Below are 20,873 nucleotides of genomic sequence, written 5' to 3' on the forward strand. Positions count from 1 at the left end.
TTTAGTTTAGGACCAAGGTGCTTTGGTCTTTTTCTTGTGGCCTCTTATCCATCAAGCTAGTTACATAGTGTTGTATGAAATGGCTTCTCTGGTCTAACAAGTCTTTCTGCAAGGCTAAATAGGTCACATCTCCTAAATAATCTTGACTGGAAAGAAGCAAATCTCTTTGGATAATGTCCTGCAAGGTTTCTAAGGTGAGAGATGAATAATCCTCCTCATTCAAAACCTCGTACTGAGCAAGGGACTCAGAAATGTTGTTAGACGCTAGCACTTCCATAATGAAACTACCTCCCTCCCCTGTTCGATAGAGTTTATCCAAGAGGTCTGTCACTTCTTCTTGAAGCTGTTCCTGATAACCGTCTGCTCTTAGGCGTAACTCGTCACTGACTAAAGACAAGTCATCAATGTCCATAAAGTCTTGATAGAGCGTGTCAAGAAGTGACTTGTTTTTGATACTTAACTCCATAGCAAGAAAGACCTTAACCATGTCTTCATAGTTTTCTCGTGCCATATCAGAGAGTGTTTTTGAAATCGTATCATAATTCCAAGTCATAGCTTCTCTCCTTGCGTTGACGGTGAATTGGATTCAAGCCTTGTTGGACTTCTTCAAGGTCTGTCAGTCCATCACTATCTGTATCGCTACTAAAAGGATCGGTTCCTAGAGCTAGTTCTTGAGCATCCGTTAAGCCATCATTATCTGAATCTAGCGTGTAAATACTTTTTGGTTCCATCTAGTTGTCCTCCATTCTTCGTTTAGAAAGCCCATAAGCCAAGCCCAAAAGAAGACCTCCACCAACTAGCGCTAAAAGGGATTGATTCTCTCCTGTATTTGGTAAGACACTTGCTGGAACTGGTGGTTCTTGTGTTAGGATAGGTGGTTGGGGTGGGATTGGTTGATTCGGAGTCGGTGCCTCTGGTTTTGGAGTAGTCGTCTTAACCGTGTTTGAACTGATGGTGTAGCCATTGACGGTATGTAACACCGTATTTTCTACCTCACCTGAAGCAATTCGTTTCATCTGCAAGTAAACATCTGCCTGAAACTCTGATTCTTCTGCTAGTTTTTCAAGGAATTCCTTATCAAACCTAATAGCTACGGTTCCTTTTGACGTGTCTACGTGTTGTAGCGTGTACTTGGTCACTTCTGTCCCTTTTGGTAAAACCGTTCCATCTTTTAGAGTGACATCTACTACAGTATAAGCCTTGTAAACACCATTATAGTCATCATGGCTTTCATCGTAATCATCGTCAAAACGGTACTCGATGAGTGGTGTCGCACGATTACCTGGAATGAGCGCTCCCACCAAACGGTAGTTAAAGACCTGATTCAAGGCAACTTCTTTTCCATCAAGGCCCTTATCCTTTTGAGATAAGTCAAGGACCACATCTTTTTGTGGGTCTAGTTTTGGCACATTATTGACCACAGTCTCTGTCACATAAGCCAAACCAAAGTCAATCTGATAAGCGGTGTTTTCATACTTCCCACCAGTTTTTGTCAGCTCATTCTTAATAGTCATTGGAAGGGTCACCACTAAGGTTTGACCAGTTTTAACATAAGCCTCATAGAACGCTTTTGGATCATCGGCACTTAAAACTTGAATAGCTCCTTTTGGTGTCAACTGACGTTTGGCCATAGCGTCTTGAACCACTTTAGGTGCTTCTGATAATGAGCCATAGGTTTTCACCGAAATCCCTTTGACAAGATTTCCAGCCTTATCCATCACTTGGACACCATCTGTGTTTAGGCTAAGCGCTTCTTCAGGATAGTCATCGACCATGTAAAAGCCTTTAGCAAGAGTATCCTCCGTCACCACCAAATCCTTGTACTGACTGTAATCAAGAGCAATCTTATAGTAATTGACGGTATTAGGAAGAACGGTCTTCCCATCAATAGATACTCCCTCTTTATTGGTATTGAACTTATGTGGCGTTACTTTTGGCACGTGATTGGTCACCGTATTGGTTTCATAGACTTGTCCAAAGTCTATTTGATAAGCCACATTGTCATAAGACTTCCCTGAATTAAGCATGGATTCACGAACAGTCATAGGAGTGATGATGGTGATGTTTTGACCTTTCGTTACATAAGAATCATAGAAAGCTTGAGGATCTTCTGCCGCAAAGACTTGGAAAGCTCCTTTAGGCGAAATCTTTCGTTTCGATAGAGCAGCTTGAAGGGTTTTAGGGGCTTCTGATAAGCTCATGTAGGTTTTTACCGTAACACCTGTGACTGCTTTGCCATCAGCTGTCACAAGTTGAATGCCCGATTCATCTGGTAATAGAGCTTCTTCTGGATAATCATCCACAAAGTAAAAGCCTTTTGCGATTTGAGCTTTATCGGCTTTAATGCCATGGTATTGGTCCAAGTCCCATGACAAGGTATAGTGGTTTTGTGAACCGACTACCATCGGTTTTCCATTGATATCTACCTTATCTTTATTAAGGTTTTGTTTCTTAGGTGCTGGGCTAACAAGAGTATTCGTCACCTCGTCTGTCTCATAGCCATTGCCAAAATCCACTTGGTAAGCCTTATTTCGATAAACCTTCGTCTGACCATAAAGACTATCTTTCACCGTCATTTTTGTGACAAAACTCAAAGACGTGCCTGTTTTGACATACTGGTCATAGAAGGCCTGATTATCTTCAGGCATAAAGACTTGAAAAGCCCCTTTAGGAGAAATCTTAGCATGAGCCAGTTTATCTTGAAGGTTTTTAGGAGCTTCTGACAGCGACGCATAAGCCTTGGCAACAATCCCTGATACGGCTTTGCCATCAGGAGTGGTGATACTTGTTCCCTGGTCTACTAAATCCAACACTTCCTCTGGGTAATCATCTACGAAGAAGAATCCACGAGCAATTGTCTCTTTAGAAGACCTATCACCTTTATATTGATCTAAATCCCAGGTCAAACGGTAATGGTTAGTCGTTCCTAAAGCCACTACCGTATCGTTAATAACCACACCGTCTTCATTTTCATTGCGTTTTTGAGGCTCAATACGGCTAGTGGTGGTTCCATCACCAGGCGTACGCACCGTCACGACATTAGAAGTCACTGTATAGGCATTTGGGGTTTCCTTATTGATGAGGAGCTTATAACTGTTGGAATAGGTCGCTCCATCATTTTGAAGGCTACCATAAATTTTAGGAGCCACCAGTTGATATGACTTGGTAAGGTCTTGGTTGACTTCTTGAAGCAAGGTTTCCTTGGCAGTCAAGGTCACAAAGTTCTTAGCAGCATCAAAGCTTAGGGTGTAATTTCCATTTTCTGCTTGCGTTTTTTCTTTGTCAAAAGCATAGCCTGCTGGAAGGTAATCTTCAAACCTAAGGCTAGTGGTTTTCGCACGATTTGGAGAAAAAGCGTCCACCGTTAAGGGGTAAATGACCGTTGAATCTTTTGCGACAGTTTTGTCATGAAGATTCACTTGGTCTGTATTGACCACTTCTTTCATGATTTCAGGAGTCGTTGTCAGACGATAGTCGTGATAATGAACTGTTGGCACTTGTGGTGCTTTTGGTAGTGGTTCTGGCGCAGGTTCTTTAGGCAAGGTCACCTTGGTGAGTGTCAGACTAGGCTGAGTGACTTTCTCCAGTGGTTGTTCCTTAAAGCTCACAGGTGGCTCTGGGGTAAAGGTCTTTGGAGTAAAGGTTTTTGGTACAACCTTAACGGGTTCTGGAACTGGGTCAAGTTTTGGTGTCACATGTGGTTTTGGGCTATAAGACTTGACGGTTCGTGCGACAGGTAGCGTGTTTAGGGCAAACCAATAAGAGAGACCTACATTTTGAGGCATATCCCCTTGCCCAAAAGTTACGGTGTAGGTATTTCCTGATGTAACCGTTGAGACAATTGCTCCCTTATAAGCATTCTTACTATATGACGTATCCCATTCTTCAGGAAGCTTCAAATCACTGGCACGGTTTGACCCAAGTGAGCGAGCTAAGCCTTCATTTGTTACTTTAATGGTTGAGCCATTGATAGGGACAAACTTGCCTGATGTGTCTTTAACATACTCTAACCCAATGTCATTATGGTTGAGCGAGGAGTGGGTAAAGACACCTGGTTTTTCCTTGGTGAAGCTAACTTGTGAGCCATCTTCTAAGAAATACTTGGCTTTGACACGAAACTCCATCTTGTCTGTTCGCCAATTACCTGTCCCATCGTTACGGTAAGCAATAAAGCCTTCTGTTGGATCGTTTGGCACAACCAACTGCACAGCATTGGTCCCAGTTGGTGACACCAGATTAGTGATGTCATAAGCAACTTTGGTAATCTTTTTACCATCAAAGCTGGCATTTTGAAGGTTTTGATAGGTAAACGAAAGGGTTTCTCCCGTTTTGAAGGTATCATAGACGAAGAAACCAGTAGAATCTAGGATTTTAGAATACCCACCAAGCATAGCATCACCCTTAGCAATAATACGATTTGGTTTTCTGGTATCAGCTGAATGACGTGCTTGCGGTTCCCCATTGTTCAAGTTGAGAGCCTGAGCAAGAGCTTGAGAGATGTAGCCTTCCTCTCCTTTTGAGATGTCAGCTAAGTCACGTTTATAGCGCTCCATTTCTTTGGCATTGTAGGCATCAATGGCTTGATTTTCTTTCTTGGCAGCTTCTTCTTTTTCCTTGTTGCGTTTCGTGATAGCCGCAATCTCAGCTTCACGATCTGTCACCAATTTCTGTTGATCTTTATTGTATTGCTCAATAGCAGCTTGACCAGCCTTATTTTCATCATCCACTGCTTTTTGTCTGGCTTGATTGTGTTTGGTAATAGCTTCATTATCGGCCTTTGCCTTAGCGAGACCCGCTTCATTTTCCTTTTGAATCGCCAAGTTCTTTGCGACAACAACGTCTGCATCTTTTTTCTTTGATTGGTATTCTGACAGATTCTCTTTGTTTTCCTTATCAATAGCTGCTAGCGAAGTTGTGTAAGCCTGATAGCCTGAAACAGTTGAGCCATCTCCTGATGGTACTATTTGAGTTGTGACGGTCACATCATGGCTTTTGATTTTTGAAGCTGTGCTATCCACTAAACGGTTCAAGGTGTTTCCTGCTTGTGTGGCTTCTTTATAGCTAGCCTCTAATGCGGCATTCCCTTTTTCAACACGTGTTTTATCTTGTTCATAAGTTGCTTTATCAGCTTTATACGTATTTGTCACCTGAGTGATGTCCTCAGCTTGTTTAGCAGCGTCCACTTCAGCGGTGCCCAATTGCTTACTGGTATCACTCGCAGAGGTCGTATTGCCCAAATCCATCGGCTTATCTTGAACAGTATTAACCCCTTCAGAAGCTGCTTGATTGACAGCTTGTGTTACCGTATCATGAGGAACGGTAACTGTGATAGCTCCATCTGATTGACCAGTTGACGCAAGGCTATCAGTCTGTTCCGCAACTGGTGCGGGTTGAGCTTCTGGTAAGTTGGTCGCAGGATTTTCCGTTAACTGAACGGTTTTATCTAGCAAGGGTGTTACCACTTCGTCAGCCTGTGCTACTTGGCTACCCCAACCGACAACAGCTGTCACCATAGTTCCAAGAGCTACCGAACAGAGTGTTCTGTACTTCTTACTTTTACGGAAGACATGCTTTTCTGCTTTTTCCTGATTGACTAAAAAGTGATGATGACATTGTTTGGTCATAAAAAGTCCTTCTTTTCTTTTGATAAGTAGCAACCATCTGTTACTCTTTCCCCATCATAGAAAAGACGACTTGATTTTGGTATCACATCAAAAAAGGACAAAGAAAAAAAGCCACCCACAAAAAGTGGATGACTAACTGACAAGAATAAAACGTTAAAATGCTTACCTTGTTAAAAAGTCTCTTAAAATATCAAAAACCTCAGCTTTTGTAAGCATAATATCTGAATTTTGAGGAATTGATTCAATGTTCAAAGCCAATAAATCAATGAATCTAATCATATCTTTCTTAACGGTATCAGGCACTTCTAAATCTGATAAACGTTCCCCTTCATGGAGGAGAGCCGCAAGGCGTGTCACATCGTTCAAGTGCTTTTTAATTTTCTTACTTAAACCTTGTGCCCCATTCGTTACACGATCCGTCATATCTAACCAAGCTTTTGCCTTAAAGACAATTAAACCTCTATTACTCAAAACTGAGTATCCTTCTACCACTTCTCGTTCCTTTACCAGCAATTGATAATAGTCCTCATCTAATAATAAGGCGGATAGGCTGGCATCTTCATCAAAATGAACTGGTGTTTCTCGACCAAGTTTTTTCAAAGGATATTCAGGCAAAATACTAAACAGTTCAATCATTTCTGGAAAACCAGCTTTCTTAGTTGTAAAACGAAAGAGTTGAGCCTTATTATCTTTTTGACTACCTTCATATTCACCAAGTTCCAAGAATTTAATCAATGTGTTATAAAAATCTTTATTTTTTAACTCATCAATAATGACCATATCGTAGTCTTTTGTTGTACGACTTTCGAATCCTTTCGCATCTAAGACAATAGAGGTTGCTGTTCCACCAATTAGGACATAATAATCTTGATAGTTATGAAACATTTCTTGAAAAATGGGTTTTAAATTTGCTGGCATGTTATTCTCCTAATAAGTTTAAAATTTTATTATCTAGCAGTTCAACTTCCTCTTCAATTCGGGGGTCCTCATCATCTTTTAGGATTAAATAGAGAGAAATTGGATCAACTAAGGTCACATGTGTATCACCAATCCATTTGTTTTTATTGTAATCAAAAGGAACTGGATCATAATTCCAAATTTCAAGTCGATGACCTTGAAGGATATGTTGCTGAAGGCTCGATTCGAAGTCCTTATATATTTTTCTTGAAATCGCATAGTTTCCATATTTTTCTGAATCCGCAAGCATACTAAGACACGATAAGGCTTTAACATAACTCGTTTTAAATAAAATCTTATCTTTTAATTTTTGAAAATCTTTATCACTAATCGTAATAACTTCCCTGATTGGACTATCCAAAAACGCTTTAGATTCTTCAAATACGACACTTTTTGGCTTCGCAAATTGGTAAGACTTCTGCTTATTTTGAAGCCAACCACGCTCTTTAAAACTTCTAAAATATCGATATAAACTGGGCACAGAGAGAGAAGTTAACTGACTGATTTCTTCCATGTCAATGATTAAACCTTTAGTATGCAGTAATAAGGTAATCAATAACTTTTGTTCAGACGCAGATAACAGATCATGAGGCTCAAATTGTTTCGGTGTTTTAGAAAATAAAAAACCTAGTTGTGGGACAAACACATTTTCTTGATAATCAAGATAAGAGGCTCCAATCTGCAATAATTTCTTCTTCTGCTCGTCAGTGAGTTTATTAAAAACAAGAACAATATCTTGTTCAACTTGCTTTTGAATAAATTGAACCTGTTTGACAAAGTTTTCTAAACTTCCTGGCCTTTTCTCTTTAATTAAAAGAAAGGTGTTATCCTGCACAGTTAAAGTTGAAAATTCGTATCTTCTTTGGAAAACGATAGGCAACTCTAGGGTTATTGGCTGTATTTGAGCTTCAAAATGAAAAGCACTTATGACACTCTTGATTTTAAAAATATCCATTATCAGCTCCTTATTATCATTATAATTGTATTTTATCAAAATCAATGATAAAATACAATTTTTTTGATAAAAAACAATATGCTAACAAATATATGAGTTGTTAGCATATTGTTTTTTATTTCGTTGTATAAGCAAAACTAATCGTACTATCGACTCCTGATAACTTACGGAAAGTATAGTTAGGATTCCCATTGACATTGGTCTCTGAGATAAGAAAAGACCCATCAGAGTAAACCTTCTCCACAAAAGCCACATGACCATATGCTGCTAAAGTTCCATGACTACCCCCTGCAAAGGAGATAATAGCACCTGCTTTTGGAGTTGTTCCAGTCTCTCCACCAAGTTGCGCTGCAGTCCTTACCCAATCTTGACCATTTCCCATGGTGCTTATAATTGAGATTTTCTCACCATTTCTTCCTTTGAGTTTCAAGCCCAGCTGGTTGATACGAGCGGCAACTCCCCAGGTACATTGACCATAAGCATAGCCCATACCGTCACCACCACCTGGAACGGAGTTATCATAAAGGTCTCCTCGAACAGCTTCTAAAGCTTTCGGATCACTTTGAGCAGTTCCACCATTGGGTTGGCTAAAGCCTTTCTCAATTTGGTAAAACCATTCCGTTGCCCTTGTTTGACGTTCTAGGAGCTTATCACCACTATTTCCCTCCCAGTAGATGAGAAAGACTTGGGCAAGGCTGGCTGGACTGCCTGAGTTTTTGAAGAAAGTTTTTAACCAGTTGGTATAGTAAGGATTATCCCCATGCAACATGAAATCCAGTTGTAACCCTAAGTCATACCACTTCTGGTTTTTTCGTTTGGCATATTCTAATAATAAGGTGTGTCTGCGCGACCCATCTGCTGTATCTGTCCACTGCCCTAAGCCTAAGCCACGTCTTAGGATATTAGAGTATTGCCCATTATAGATGGCTGGACCATTAAGGGACAGCCACCCCTCATCGTCCCAAGAGCTGGCAGTTGCCCCAACAGGAGGAGACAAGTAATCTCCTTCTGCACGTTTCGGGTTAATAGATGATTCTACTGACCAATTTCCTAAAATAGCTGCGATAGCTTGATTGGTCGCCCCTTGACTCTTCAAATACTCATAGATGGCTTTGGCTCTCGCAAACTCATCGCCTCCAAATTGACCAATAGTCGGAAGAATCGTCGTTTGGAGTTGAATGACTTTAGGAAAGTAAAAGGCTGGATTGACGTAAACCAGTTTCTCTGAATCATCGTCAACCTTTTGATAGGTCACTTTTAGACCAGTACCATCCTTGGTTTGACCAATCACTTCCCCTGCTTGGACTTTCTGACCGTCTGTCACTCGGCCAGTATGGATATTAAATAGGGTGAGTTGAGCTTTGTTTAGCCCCTTACCTGATGTGATGATGATTCTTTCCCCATTAATAGAAACCTTCCCACCCATTGGAGCCACAATCAGTTGATTTTCTTTTGCTTCTAGAATGATATGGTGATGAAGCGTTGGCTTGTCATCGATCACCTCATAACCATAACGAACTGTCATGGTTAGAGCGTCTTCTTCGGTTTGTCCTTGAAAGGGATTATCCAATTCTTGGAGGGCAAGATAGGTCCCTTCCTCACTTAATTCCTTCAAATCTTCCCTATCGTCATCAGAGATTTTGTAGGCAGGTTCCTTGCTTAATGCAAGCATGTTTTTTAAAGAATCCCCACCGTTCAAGTCCTGCCAAAGCTGACTCAAATAAGCTTGATAAGTTTTATCCTCTTCTTCCATAACCTCTTCTAAAGCATAATCCTGATACTTGAAATTCATAAAAGCCATGACCTCATCAATCTTGGTGTAGTAAGTAATGCCCGTATCGTTGGTTCGAGTGTGCTCCGCATCTTCCCAAGTCATGTGCGTATAAGCTTTGGTCAACTCACTCTCGTCCTGTTGAATGAGACTAGAACCTGAAATTCCAATGACAAAACTCATCATCAGAAGCAAGAAAAACAAGAGACCAGATATCACCCAAGTCATGGGATTGAGAGCAATCGTTGAAAAGAAGGTCAGGCTTCCCTTAATGGCTTGAATAAGTCCCTTTATTCCCGACGTACTGTGTCTTCTGACCTGTTTGAGAAAGGTGTGATAGCGTCTTCTTGGTTTCAAGAGTTTTTGACGAGTGAATCCTTTTCCCTTTTTGAAATTCTGATACCGTTCTCTGCCATGAGCGACTTTCGTCTTAGTAAACCAAAGACCAGTCTGTCCACTTTTTACAAGCAATTTCCCTGATTGATAGGTAAATCTCCCATAACGTCTACCCTTGATACTGGTATCTCTCAGTGTCCTGATTCCCTCTAAATCATCGTCTTGAGACACGACGTCTGCGGATTCTGAAGCTATAAAACGCACCCCCCGTTTGACTTTGGTGGACGGTTTCTTAGCTTTATGAGCTCTTTTCAGCTGCTTCACTTCGTGTTTAGCTGATTTCACCTCTTTTTCAGCCTGAAGGCGCTCAAGAGGTTTCTCTTTTTGAAACTGAAATCGTGACGTTTTTGGTTCTGTTGAATTTTTCTGATAGGTAAACTTAGAGGTAACAGACTCCTCTTTTTCGGCCATCTTGACCTCTGCCAAGTGTTTTCTCGCTACTGCTAGACGGTGTCTGGCTTGAGGAAGCCGATACTTCTTAATTTCCTTACTTTTTAACCATCTGGGAGACACATAGGAGATCGCTTCCTTAAAGGTATCTGTCGCTAGGTCTTTTTCCTCCTGATAGGTTTGTTTCAGAGCCTGACGTTGTTCCCTTGTTTCAGCTTTCTCAGCTCGGCGCATGATAAAGCGTCGTTTCGGAAGAGAGCGTTTTAGCCCCTTCTTCTCCCTGCGGTAATGGATTCGACTAGCTTTTAGGTTGCTTTGAAAGGTTTTTCGAGCAGCTTTTACTGTTTTCTTATCAGTCTTCATTACTTCCCCTCATCTTTTCTGGATCGGTACTCATGATGTCAAAGAGTTTGGTTTGATGTGGCATTTTGTTCCTAAAAGGAACAACCGTTGAACCAGCCTTGATCAGCCCTGCTCCTTTTTCAGGATTGACCAAGTATTTCTCCAACTCTTTGGATAACCCCAAAAGATGAACCAACTCTTCTCGGTCATTCTTAGCCTGTTTTAAGAGAATCATAAACTCACTATTGGCAATAATCCGCCTACCGTTAGCGTCAAGAAGTAAGGTTTCTACGTTTTGGGTAATACCTGTTGGGGTTGCCCCATACTTACGAACACGGCTCCAGAGCTTAAAGAAGAAATCAGAGGCATACTTATCCAGCAAGAGAAGCTGCATCTCATCAAAGTAAATCCAGGTTTTCTTACCAAGTTTTTGGTTCTTAACCACACGATTCCAAATCTGGTCAAAGATGACCATGAGGGCAATCTGCTTCAACTCATCACCTAACTTTTTAACATTATAAATGAGAAAATGACTATCGGTTTTGATATTGGTTCGATGAGAGAAAATATCGAGAGAACCTTCCACATAAAGTTCCATATCAAGGGCTAAGTCCTTAGCTTCTTTTTCACTTTGCTTAGAGAGAACAAAGACCCATTCTACAAGAGAGGGATTCTCAAAATGCTTATAGGTCAAGCGTGTCACACGGTCAATCAGAGACTTCTCACGACCATCTATTTTTCGGTCTAAGAGTTTGCCAATCCAAGAGAGAAGAAATTCTGACTTGACTTTAATAGGGTCTTCATCCATGTTGTCATCGGATAAGTCTAAGACGTTTAAGAAGGTGGTTGAATCAGGCGCAATATCAATACTCTCCCCACCAAAGGCTTGACCAATGATACTATACTCGTTTTCGGGATCGACGATGATGATTTCAGTATCACTGTCTGCTTCTTTGAGTTTGGTTGAGATGATTTCATGCTTGGTTGCCATTCCCTTACCAGCACCTGATGTCCCTAGAATCAATCCTGATGGGGTATTGAGTTTCCCACGGTCAATGGTGATAATGTTACTTGAAATCTGGTTTATCCCATAGAACTTCCCTCCCTTTTCCTGAAGGTCTACAGAAGTCCATGGGGAATTAACGGCAATGTTTGAAGTCAAAAGAGACCGTGACACGCCATCAAGATAGTTCTTTCCAAAAGGCAAAAGGCTATTAAAGGCAGCTTCTTGCATGTAGGAAAGATTGTCAATGACCAAATCATTAGAACCTGCCACTTGTTTGATAATATCAAGCGAGTGCTTCAATTGGTCTTCGTTATCCGCAAAGACCCCAATCAAAAAAAGAGTATCAAAGAGCTTGTCGCCTGTTTGGGTCATGGTTTTAATCAGCTCATCGGCTTCATCGATATTGCTTTCCAGAACCTGACTGACCTTTTCAAGATAAACACCTGATCGTGCCATCTTTTGTTGTTCCCCAATTTTTTGAGATTCCATCAGGGTCTTCTTAGTACGGAGCTTGGTCATAGCTTCTGACTTAGCTGAGCCTTTAGCATGGAGACTAATCATCACTTCCAAATCTGATTGCATGAGTTCCCTGAGAAACTTATCTCCCAACTCCATCCCATAATCACGAACATAGATAATCTGTAACAATTTCTCATCAATTTCGCTGTAATTCTTGTGCTTAAAGGACAAACTGGTAGGGGCAATAAAGTGCTTGGTTGTTTGTCCTGAACGCACCAGGTCTTGATAAGTAAAGGACAAATGATTTTCCCCTCGCAACATATCAGCTAAATGGTTCACACGATTCTCACCATTCAGGAGCGTAAATCCAGCATCAATTTCTGAAAAACCACTCTTGAAGTATTCCCCAATTTGAGAAAGGGAACGATAGGCGAGTTTCGGATTTTGGTCTGACTTCCCAAAAGAAATGAGCTTAATAGCTGAAAAATTATTTTCACCAGCTTCAAGGTTATTCTCCATGATACGGTTCAATTCCTCACGGTAAGTGTCATAACCATCTTCATGGAAAGGATACAAAACACTTTTTCTAAACTTATCCAAGTTAACCCTTTGGTTAAAAATAGTGAGTTGAAAGTTCGTCTTGTCATCCAAACTGTTAATCAAGTCCGAGTAGGTTTCCATGATAGCTCCCTTATCTTCAAGTCCCACCGTCTGGTAATTGATATCCCCTAAAAGATAAGACTGGGAAAAATAATCTGGGGTGACTTGCATGAGACCATTTGGGAAAAGCCCTTGGTAAAGAAGCGTGTTGGCGGTTGTTGGCAGCACCTCTTTTTTTGGTTTACGTGTTTTCTTGTGCTTAGAAGAGGTCTTTGGTTTCATTGAGTTTTTTTTGTTTTTCACGGTGTATTCCTTTCTGTCCGGTTAGCGTACGTTCTGGGATGGTCATCTCATAATGCCATCGGAAGTTAAGATAAGTTTCAAATGGTAAATCATTTGGGCGATAGACCCCAAATAACATCAGAGGAATGGTAAAAGTAAAGATTAGCCCATAAACAAACCAGTCCCCAAATTGCCAATAAAAGAGGTTTAATCCTAAGATAAGAATGGTGATAGCAATAGCTGGTAAAACAAAGATGACTTGACGAGTGGTAAAACCCAGCCAAGCCCTATGTTGGACTTTTGTAATGTCCCTAAAAACACGTGTATTCATAAGACTCCAATCTAATTTTAAAAAAAGAATTGGGAGGAACAACCTTCCCAATCCTCCTTACATGCCTAGGATACTTCTAGCAGTCCGTTGACTGCCAACTAAGGCAATGATTAATAAAATAGCCTGTACTAAGCCACCAAAGGCTGTCGCAAGTGTTTCCATAACACCTGCCCCGTTTGAGAGAGCTAATTTCCCAGCCGATTCAAAGAGGGGTACAAGGGAAATAATTAAGAAAATCAAGACTCCTTGGAGCGCATAGACCATGATATTTTTCAGGTAGCCAATCCCAACACTTCGCCAGTCATCACTAAGAAATGTTGGAATGGTTAAAGGCGCAAATGGGATCATGAGGTAGAGTTGGATAAAGCGAATAGTAATCAAGATATTCACCAGCATCACACTAATCAATCGTACTAGCCATATCAAAATAGCAAAGAATCCAACAATGAGTTTTCCAATAATTCCAGACCCTTTAAGTCCTGAAATGGTCTCATAGGCAGTTCTCCCATGAGAAACGATGCCAGCTACTCCTTCAATGATGTGAGAGGCAACGGCTAAGATAGCTTCCACAATCACAGTAGTATTGGTAATCACCACAGCCACCATGATATAAGAGACAATCATAGGAGCGATAGCTTCAAAGGTCATGGCCCCGCCTGAGTTGGCTATTTTTTTAGCCATCTTAGAAAACTCAAGAACAAGAACGACTGCTAAAATAGCCACTCCCAAGGGTTGCATGATTCCCTTTGTAATGGCCGATATATAAGACCACACCGTTGGGTTATAATCCGCAAGGGATTTGACCAAATTAACGGTTGATTCCAAGTCCACGTTAAAGCCTTCAAAGAGGCTATCGCTTGAAATCTTCTCCGAGGCTAGAAAGACAAAAGCTGAAGGTAATGTGTTTATCATGTCATACCTAGCCCTCCTAAATCGTAATTTGGGTGATGAAGGCACCAGCGGCACCTACCATGACGCCACCCACAATTTCCAAGATGGCATTTCGCACACCTGGTCCACCATCTTTGATATTGGTTGAAAGATTAATAATGCCCATGACGACAAGAAAGGCACCTGTCGCTACCATTCCTTTTTGTAAAAGTGCCATAGCTTGGGCGAACATGGAACTTGCGTCCACGCCATAAACAAAACCTGTTAATTTTTGGTTCATACAATTCCTCTTTTCTATTAGTGTAGTGTGGTTTCTGTGCTTAAATCTCTAATCTTGTGGTCTGATGGTTCAAACGGAGGTTCCTCTGTTTCCAGTGGGTTAATCTGATAATGCCACCAACGTTCATCCGACTTCTTATCCGCTAGGAATCGCCAGTTCTTATGTTTCAAGGGAAAATACTTCTTCTCCTTAAAAACAGGAACTCCTGCTATTCTCACCAAGCACTCATCTCGTTTCATGTTTCCAATTTCGTCAGGAGTCATCAAATCTCTTGCGATTTTTTGATGTGAGGTTGAGCCAGACCCTGTTTGGCCATACGACCGACTGGTGTTTCTCACATCAATGGTCTGTTTGCCTAAAAGACCACTCATAAACTTAAAGGTCTCTTCATCATTGCCACCAAGGTAAAGCAAGCTGTCACAGTTTCCAAGAATGGTTTTCCACGCCTCCTTTTCCTTGTAAAGCCCCTGAAGTTGGGCAATGTTTTGAAGAATAGGAACGAGGCTCATGTTCCTAGAGCGAACTGTTGAGGTTTGTTCGGCGAAGTCTGGAATCTCTCCGACATTCGCAAACTCATCCAAGTAACTTCTGACGTGGATAGGTAGTTGTCCCTTAAAGTCCACGTCAGCTTGTCTCGTTAAAGTTGAAAAAACGGTTGAAAAAAAGAGTGCTGAGAGAAACCGAAAGGTGGTGTCGTTATCTGGAATAACGAGATAGACCATGGTTTTCTGCGTTCCCCATGTTTTCAAATCCAAAGTGTCACGTTTGGTTAAATCAATGACAGATTGGATATTAAAGAGGGAGAACTTAGCAGTCGTCACAGCAATCACCGAATCTAAGGTCTTATCCTTGTAGTTTTGGAAGTCTGCCCAGTTACGCATGGTGAAGTTTTCTGTCCCATATGTCTTGGCATAGCTCTCAAACATCACTTCTAAGACACTCTTATCCTGGTTATCCCCTTTGGATAATAGCTTGATAAGTTTTCCGATTTCTGAAAACGCTGGGTAACGCCCACGCTTGCGACGACTGTCTGCTTCTTCCTTGGTACTTCCTGGAGGATTATAAAAATCCACCAAATAAGAGGAAAGAGCACGGACTAAGGTCATGGATGCTTCATCCCAAAAAGGATCACTGCGTGAGCCATTACCCTTGGTATTATTGAAATAGACCGTAAGCATTCGGTTCAAATCATTCTCCGTTTCCACATAACGAAAAGGATTAAAGCCATCTGAGTTGGTCATGTTTACAAGGTCTAGGACTTTGACCTGATAGCCATTTTCTAAAAAGAGCTTTCCTGTCTTTTCAGCTAAATGGTCTTTAGGGTCAACGACAATATTAGAACAGTTGAGCTGAATCAGATTGGGTTTCACAAACCGAAAGGTCTTTCCGCTACCAGACCCACCAATCACCACAAGGTTCTTGTTTCGGTCAAACTGTGGCTTCTTCTTTTCTAAAAGGGTTAGCCTAACGTTTCGGGATAAGATGGTATCGTTCAAAGGATTCTTACTGCTAAAGGCTTTGCGCTCTCTTGAGATCCCAAAACGAGCAGAGCCATACTCAGCCCCTTCTCGGTAACTCTTTTGCCCTGTCGAAATGTAAAGATAGACCAATTCCATGGTTAAAAAGCCTAAACAAAAGCCTAAAAAAGATCTACTAGTGAAGTTGCCATTACACAAGGGATTTAAAACATGCTTCTGTCCGTCTCCTAAGAGATAGGCAAGGCGTTCTAGAGATGGTTGATTTGGAAGACTATCGTAAAGCAAGACAAGACGATGACAGAAATAACCAAAGACAAGTCCTAAGACGCCAAATACTAGAGCTTTTTTCCTGAGTACATTAGAGCGTCACCTCCTTGGTTTTCACAGCAGATGGCTCTGTCATCACAATTTGTTCCTTAGCTTGTGAAATTTCTTCATCGAGGGTTTTATCAAGAGTTAAACCTTGAAGTTTTTCAGGATTGGAAACCAACTTTTGAAGTAATTCATCTAAGTGCTTATCTAAAATCGACTTATCCTTAGCATAGAAATGCAGGTAGTCGTCCTGCCAACTAATGGCAATGGGAAGATTCTCCGACTCCATCAATTCTTTGAATTTGTCGACATCAACTGGTTTATCCAAGATGTCTTTGGAAATATTCAGCGACTCAATGGCATAAGGACTTTGAAGAAGTTCTTCTAACTTTTGAACCCCAATCTTATAAGCTGAGTCTTGAGCTAGGGCTTGTCTAGCAGACCATTCTAAAAGTTTAAGGAAAACCCTAACGGTAAACATGACACTTCTCTCTGCATACTGAACGGCTTGCCGTTCCTGTTGTTCGGATGACATAACTCCCTCCTTTATGTGATTCCCTCATAAACACTAGGGTGCTTTCATGATACGAAAGCACCCTTGATTTTGGTATCACAATAAAGATAGAAAAAAGACGATTCCATTCCAAGACAGATGAACGAAAGTTGACGTCAAACAGTCTGTTTGCCATCTCACCACACTAAGTATTAAACCTAAACTGCCATAAATCCCCCAAGTCATAAGACTAGATGGTTGGTGAGCTAAGACAAAGAGAAAACTCGTTAACAATAGTTGAATGAACGGTTGAGACAAGACTCCCCACAACACTTCTCGATAAAAGACTTCTTCCACTATACTGGCATTAAGGAGAAAGAGGATAAAAGGCAACATTGGTACTTGATCTTGAACAGTCACCAAAATTTGTTGGTTCGCCTCACTTCCTGAAATCATGGCGCTCATGATAAGAGCAATACTTGCCATCAGACCAAGACTTCCAAACAACCAAAGCCCTCTCTTCTTCAAGGATAGATTTCTTTTTGGTATCTTAAACCTTTTCCAGCTCCACAATAGCAGCGCTAATAACGTCACTTGTAAAACCATTAACCATCCACCATTTAGCCAACCAACCAGGTACAAACTCACTAGGAGTACATTGACATGAATGGCTCCGTACATCACTAATAATCGTCCCATCACTACCTCCGAAACAAGTCTTCGTAGTCAATTTCTAGGACCACAACAAGTCTCTCTACCCATCTGACTTGGGGCATGAGGCGATGAGACTTGTAATGGCGAAAGGTCTGATAGAGACGATTAAATTCACTGGGATAGACATACTGACCCTGAAACATCTTGCGGGCTAAATCCGCCCAAGATAAATCCCTATCAAAGACAATCGTTTCCAAATTTTCCCAAAAACGCTCGTTCATAAACTCTCCTTTCCAGTCATGTCCTTAAAAAGACAACGCCTGAAAAACGCCTCTTTCTGTTCTCGTGGTAGAAAGGTTCGTGCTTCTTCTAAGCTCACTTCTGGATAAACCTTCTCCTGATAAACCACCAAAGGTAGACGAAGATTCTGTTCTGGTTTTCGTAAAACCAAGGTCACTAACCCACTCAGTTTCGTCTCTCTGCTGCATTTGAAATGCTTAAGTGATGGTGATAAGAGAGCAAAACAATCACTGCATTTAGTAAACAAGGCCATCAAATCCTCACGTGACAAGTCAGAAACATTTTTACAGCTATAAGAAATACCATGGACGTCAAAAAAATCAAGAAGCCGTTGATTGCGACTGCTATTTCTCCCCAAATAAATCTCTAACATCTCTCCCCTCCTACATAGATAAATCCTTCTCTAATACTTGAGTTGGTGGGGTAAACACTTTACTCATATCAATGGGTGACCTACCTTCACCAAAACATTTCACAGTCAAAAGAGTTGTTAAGATACCATGCTTACCTTGATAGCTATAGCCTTGACCATATGCTTTAAAGGCAAGGTCATTCTCTTCCGTTATAAGAATATCTACTCCATTTTTAAGGTCTTCATTTTGGAGTAACTCTTGTACACGATGTAAGTTTGACTCTAAAAAGTAAGGTGACCAATGATTGTTATGATAGTCGTCAATATAGGTTACTGAGAGTTCACAGTCAAAATCTGGTAAGTCATGGACTAAATTCATGATGTTATCTATTTCTGCTTGATGTATGGTTTCTTCCAGTTCCGTACAGTCCCTAATACTTTTAGTGTGCAATAATTTCATATTCGTCTTCCTTCTCAATCTTTCTAAATTCTCTAGCAATGGCTTCGATAACAGTGACGGTCACACTATTACCAGCCTGTTTGTATAACTGACTTTTACTTGATACGTTCTCTGCTCTTTCATAAGCCCAATCCGGAAACCCTTGTAACCTAAAACACTCCCTAGGGGTAAGTCGTCTGATTCTCAAACGATACAGTTTCCCATTTAGGATTATTCCAGTCACTTCATACCACTTGTCCTTGCGGTACTCCAAAGCAGCAACTACCACTCCCATATTGTCAGAAGTGGTCAAGGTATTTGAAACTCCCTTTCCTACTCGTCCCCTACGTTTGGTAGACTCTGGGTAAGCAAGATTGACAGAATCTCCCACTGTTGCCTTGGCATAGCCCAATTTAGTAGCTTCTTTGATTTTCAAATGCGGTGTTTCTTCACGATAAAGAATTTTCGGAACTTTATCCCCTCCTTGCATGGTGGTAAGCGTTGGAGAAACCCCTGAAAGGTCATAGACACGTCCAGTTTGCACAAAAGAGGTTGGTAAGTTCCCTGCGACAACTACCCCATGTCGGTCTTGAGCAGTTAGGGTAAACATTGGGTCTTGATTGTCCCTGAAGCGTCTCCCATGTTGGCGTTTCTCTAGCCTATCAGGGGTTAAAATTGGGATAGCAATCTTAGCTCCTTCACCTTTCCCTCTCGTAAGGGTTGGTGCTAAGCCACTTGATAAATAGACCTCCCCATTCATCCCTTTCCCTGACGGATTGACGTTGCCTACTCGTTCAAGACCAGTTGAGCTGTTTTCTCCTCTGAGAGGAAATAGGAATCGGGGACAGAATCTTCTAGAATGTCCGATAATAAAAATTCTTTCACGGTTTTGTGGCACTTGGAAATCTTTACTGTTAAGCATCTGCCATTCGACATCATACCCCAACTCATCCAATGTGGTGAGGATTGTTCGAAATGTCTCTCCCTTGTCGTGACTGAGTAAGCCCTTGACATTTTCGAGGAATAAAAAACGTGGTTGGATCTGTTTGGTCGCTCGAGCAATCTCAAAGAACAAAGTTCCCCTAGTATCCTCAAATCCCAATCGTCTGCCTGCGAGTGAAAATGCTTGGCAAGGGAATCCCCCACAGATGATATCCACTTGCCCTCTAAGTTGTCTAAACTCTTTGTTTGTGACTTGTCTAATGTCATGAAATTCTAACTCTCCTTCGGTCTCATAGATGGCCTTGTAAGATTTCCTTGCGAACTTATCAATCTCACAAAAGCCAATACATTCATGGCCTTGACGGGTTAACCCCAGTCGAAAGCCTCCAATTCCTGCAAACAAATCTAAAAACTTCATGTCTCTCATTCCTTTCTGACAAAACTAAAAGGACCTTACTTCTTGCGCAACGTCCTTGTTTAATGATTATTTCCCATTTCTGGGGGAGTAATGATTTCAGTGAGAAGCCAAATCAGCCCTATTCCCAAATGCCAAATAAAATCCAACAAAATATTCTACTCACCTCCCTTTAGCTCTTTTAAGCGTTGTACCTTGGTCCATTCAGATAAGACGCCATTAAAGACATACTCCGCAATCCTTTCTGCACTGTCTGCAAATCTCATGTGTTCTAAAGCGTACTCGTAGCGATTGTCGAAATGAATCATTGCAAAGTCACTCACTGACTGTGATAAGCCAGCTTGCCTCAACTGGTCATGTACCAAACCCCAAATATAATCTCTGTCGTATCTTGTGACTCGGTCCACCTTACGATTAAAATTTTCTTTATCCGTTTTCTGACTTGATAGACTTTCTTTCTCCTCCTCGTCCTCAATGACTAATTCACTATTTTTAGTTTCACTACTATTAGTCTCACTAACTTCAGTCTCACTAGTGGCTGAAGTTAAGACCGGCCCCGACTGATTTTGACACTCCCCTGGTGTTTTTTGAACACTACCCCCGTCTGAATTTAGTGCTGGGGTCACATCATGTTTCAACTCACCCATATAGATTTTATTTGCGAGCCTTCCTTTTTCACTGGAAGATTGTTGGACTTCATCAATCAATCCATACTCCCGTAAGGTTTTCTTAATCGTCAACAACTTAGACTTAGAACAACCAAGCAATGCCATGAGTTTGGAGTTGGAATACACCAAATAAATGGCCCCATCCTCATCTATCCAACCTTTACTCAAAGACAATTCTAGACGGTCTTTTAGAACAGCATAAGCAACCTTAACTTCTAACTTCATATCCTTGTAGCGATCGCTCTCAAACAAAAGTTTTGGAAGTTTATAGTAACGTTCTGACGTCTGATAGTGATTTGCGGTAATACGTTTCATGATTGTCCCTCCAACACTAATAGAGCAACATTTCCTATGTCATCAAACTGGATTAAGCCAGACTGTTCCATCTCAGTAATTAACTGAGTTGCTATTTCAATATTAATTCCCATGATAGCCATGAGATGGCACATCACAATTTGTCGTGATGACTGTTCTTCCTTTTGCATCATTACCTCCTGAAAATAAAAAAGCGAGAACACCTATTAAAATGTTCTCGT

At 41.1% G+C, this 20,873-nt stretch carries 17 protein-coding genes and 2 pseudogenes; all 19 read right to left on the reverse strand.

Going from position 1 to position 20,873, the window contains the following annotated elements; genetic code table 11:
* Position 1: 1 nt before the first annotated feature.
* A complete protein-coding gene (locus tag ABP870_RS07475; protein WP_350014832.1) occupies positions 2-553 on the reverse strand; it encodes a hypothetical protein in 552 nt (183 codons plus the stop codon).
* Positions 537-731, reverse strand: coding sequence for a calcium-binding protein (locus tag ABP870_RS07480; RefSeq protein ID WP_350014833.1), 195 nt, complete (start codon positions 729-731; stop codon positions 537-539). The genes ABP870_RS07475 and ABP870_RS07480 overlap by 17 nt, the downstream gene beginning before the upstream one ends.
* A complete protein-coding gene (locus ABP870_RS07485; protein WP_350014834.1) occupies positions 732-5,624 on the reverse strand; it encodes an SspB-related isopeptide-forming adhesin in 4,893 nt (1,630 codons plus the stop codon).
* A 453-nt stretch (positions 5,625-6,077) separates the two neighbouring features.
* Positions 6,078-6,542, reverse strand: a pseudogene (locus ABP870_RS07490) (hypothetical protein); the annotation flags it as partial.
* Position 6,543: 1 nt separating this feature from the next.
* Positions 6,544-7,536 (reverse strand): hypothetical protein, encoded by a 993-nt coding sequence (locus ABP870_RS07495; protein ID WP_350014835.1) that lies wholly within the window; start codon positions 7,534-7,536, stop codon positions 6,544-6,546.
* 115 nt (positions 7,537-7,651) lie between these two features.
* A complete protein-coding gene (locus tag ABP870_RS07500; protein WP_350014837.1) occupies positions 7,652-10,456 on the reverse strand; it encodes a phage tail tip lysozyme in 2,805 nt (934 codons plus the stop codon).
* Positions 10,446-12,782 carry a VirB4-like conjugal transfer ATPase, CD1110 family gene (locus tag ABP870_RS07505; protein WP_350014848.1) on the reverse strand — a complete coding sequence of 779 codons (2,337 nt, stop codon included), beginning with the start codon at positions 12,780-12,782 and terminating at the stop codon, positions 10,446-10,448. Before ABP870_RS07505 ends, ABP870_RS07500 begins: the two co-directional genes overlap by 11 nt.
* Entirely contained in the window at positions 12,760-13,113 is a 354-nt protein-coding gene (locus tag ABP870_RS07510) for a PrgI family protein (RefSeq protein ID WP_350014838.1), read from the reverse strand. Before ABP870_RS07510 ends, ABP870_RS07505 begins: the two co-directional genes overlap by 23 nt.
* A 57-nt stretch (positions 13,114-13,170) precedes the next feature.
* The gene (locus ABP870_RS07515; protein WP_350014839.1) at positions 13,171-14,025 is read right to left on the reverse strand and encodes a type IV secretion system protein; all 855 of its coding nucleotides are present in this window, start codon (positions 14,023-14,025) and stop codon (positions 13,171-13,173) included.
* Positions 14,026-14,041: 16 nt separating this feature from the next.
* A complete protein-coding gene (locus tag ABP870_RS07520; protein WP_001072180.1) occupies positions 14,042-14,284 on the reverse strand; it encodes a hypothetical protein in 243 nt (80 codons plus the stop codon).
* A 17-nt stretch (positions 14,285-14,301) separates the two neighbouring features.
* Positions 14,302-16,110: pseudogene (locus tag ABP870_RS07525) on the reverse strand (VirD4-like conjugal transfer protein, CD1115 family); the annotation flags it as partial.
* Between the two features lie 10 nt (positions 16,111-16,120).
* Complete coding sequence (locus tag ABP870_RS07530) at positions 16,121-16,609, reverse strand: hypothetical protein (protein WP_350014840.1); 489 nt, start codon at positions 16,607-16,609, stop codon at positions 16,121-16,123.
* A gap of 75 nt (positions 16,610-16,684) precedes the next feature.
* Complete coding sequence (locus tag ABP870_RS07535) at positions 16,685-17,266, reverse strand: CPBP family intramembrane glutamic endopeptidase (RefSeq protein WP_350014841.1); 582 nt, start codon at positions 17,264-17,266, stop codon at positions 16,685-16,687.
* Positions 17,267-17,268: 2 nt separating this feature from the next.
* On the reverse strand, positions 17,269-17,502 hold the full coding sequence (locus ABP870_RS07540; RefSeq protein WP_350014842.1) for a transcriptional regulator: 234 nt from the start codon (positions 17,500-17,502) through the stop codon (positions 17,269-17,271).
* Complete coding sequence (locus tag ABP870_RS07545; RefSeq protein WP_350014843.1) at positions 17,499-17,894, reverse strand: hypothetical protein; 396 nt, start codon at positions 17,892-17,894, stop codon at positions 17,499-17,501. The genes ABP870_RS07540 and ABP870_RS07545 overlap by 4 nt, the downstream gene beginning before the upstream one ends.
* A 10-nt stretch (positions 17,895-17,904) precedes the next feature.
* Positions 17,905-18,333: a hypothetical protein gene (locus ABP870_RS07550; protein ID WP_350014844.1), complete on the reverse strand. Its 429-nt coding sequence runs from the start codon at positions 18,331-18,333 to the stop codon at positions 17,905-17,907.
* Positions 18,314-19,672 (reverse strand): DNA (cytosine-5-)-methyltransferase, encoded by a 1,359-nt coding sequence (gene dcm, locus ABP870_RS07555; protein ID WP_350014845.1) that lies wholly within the window; start codon positions 19,670-19,672, stop codon positions 18,314-18,316. The genes ABP870_RS07550 and dcm overlap by 20 nt, the downstream gene beginning before the upstream one ends.
* A gap of 155 nt (positions 19,673-19,827) precedes the next feature.
* Positions 19,828-20,652 (reverse strand): replication initiator protein A, encoded by an 825-nt coding sequence (locus ABP870_RS07560; RefSeq protein ID WP_350014846.1) that lies wholly within the window; start codon positions 20,650-20,652, stop codon positions 19,828-19,830.
* Positions 20,649-20,822 (reverse strand): hypothetical protein, encoded by a 174-nt coding sequence (locus ABP870_RS07565; RefSeq protein WP_350013849.1) that lies wholly within the window; start codon positions 20,820-20,822, stop codon positions 20,649-20,651. The genes ABP870_RS07560 and ABP870_RS07565 overlap by 4 nt, the downstream gene beginning before the upstream one ends.
* Positions 20,823-20,873 lie beyond the last annotated feature (51 nt).

This window comes from Streptococcus jiangjianxini (assembly GCF_040225085.1).
Lineage (GTDB): Bacteria > Bacillota > Bacilli > Lactobacillales > Streptococcaceae > Streptococcus > Streptococcus jiangjianxini.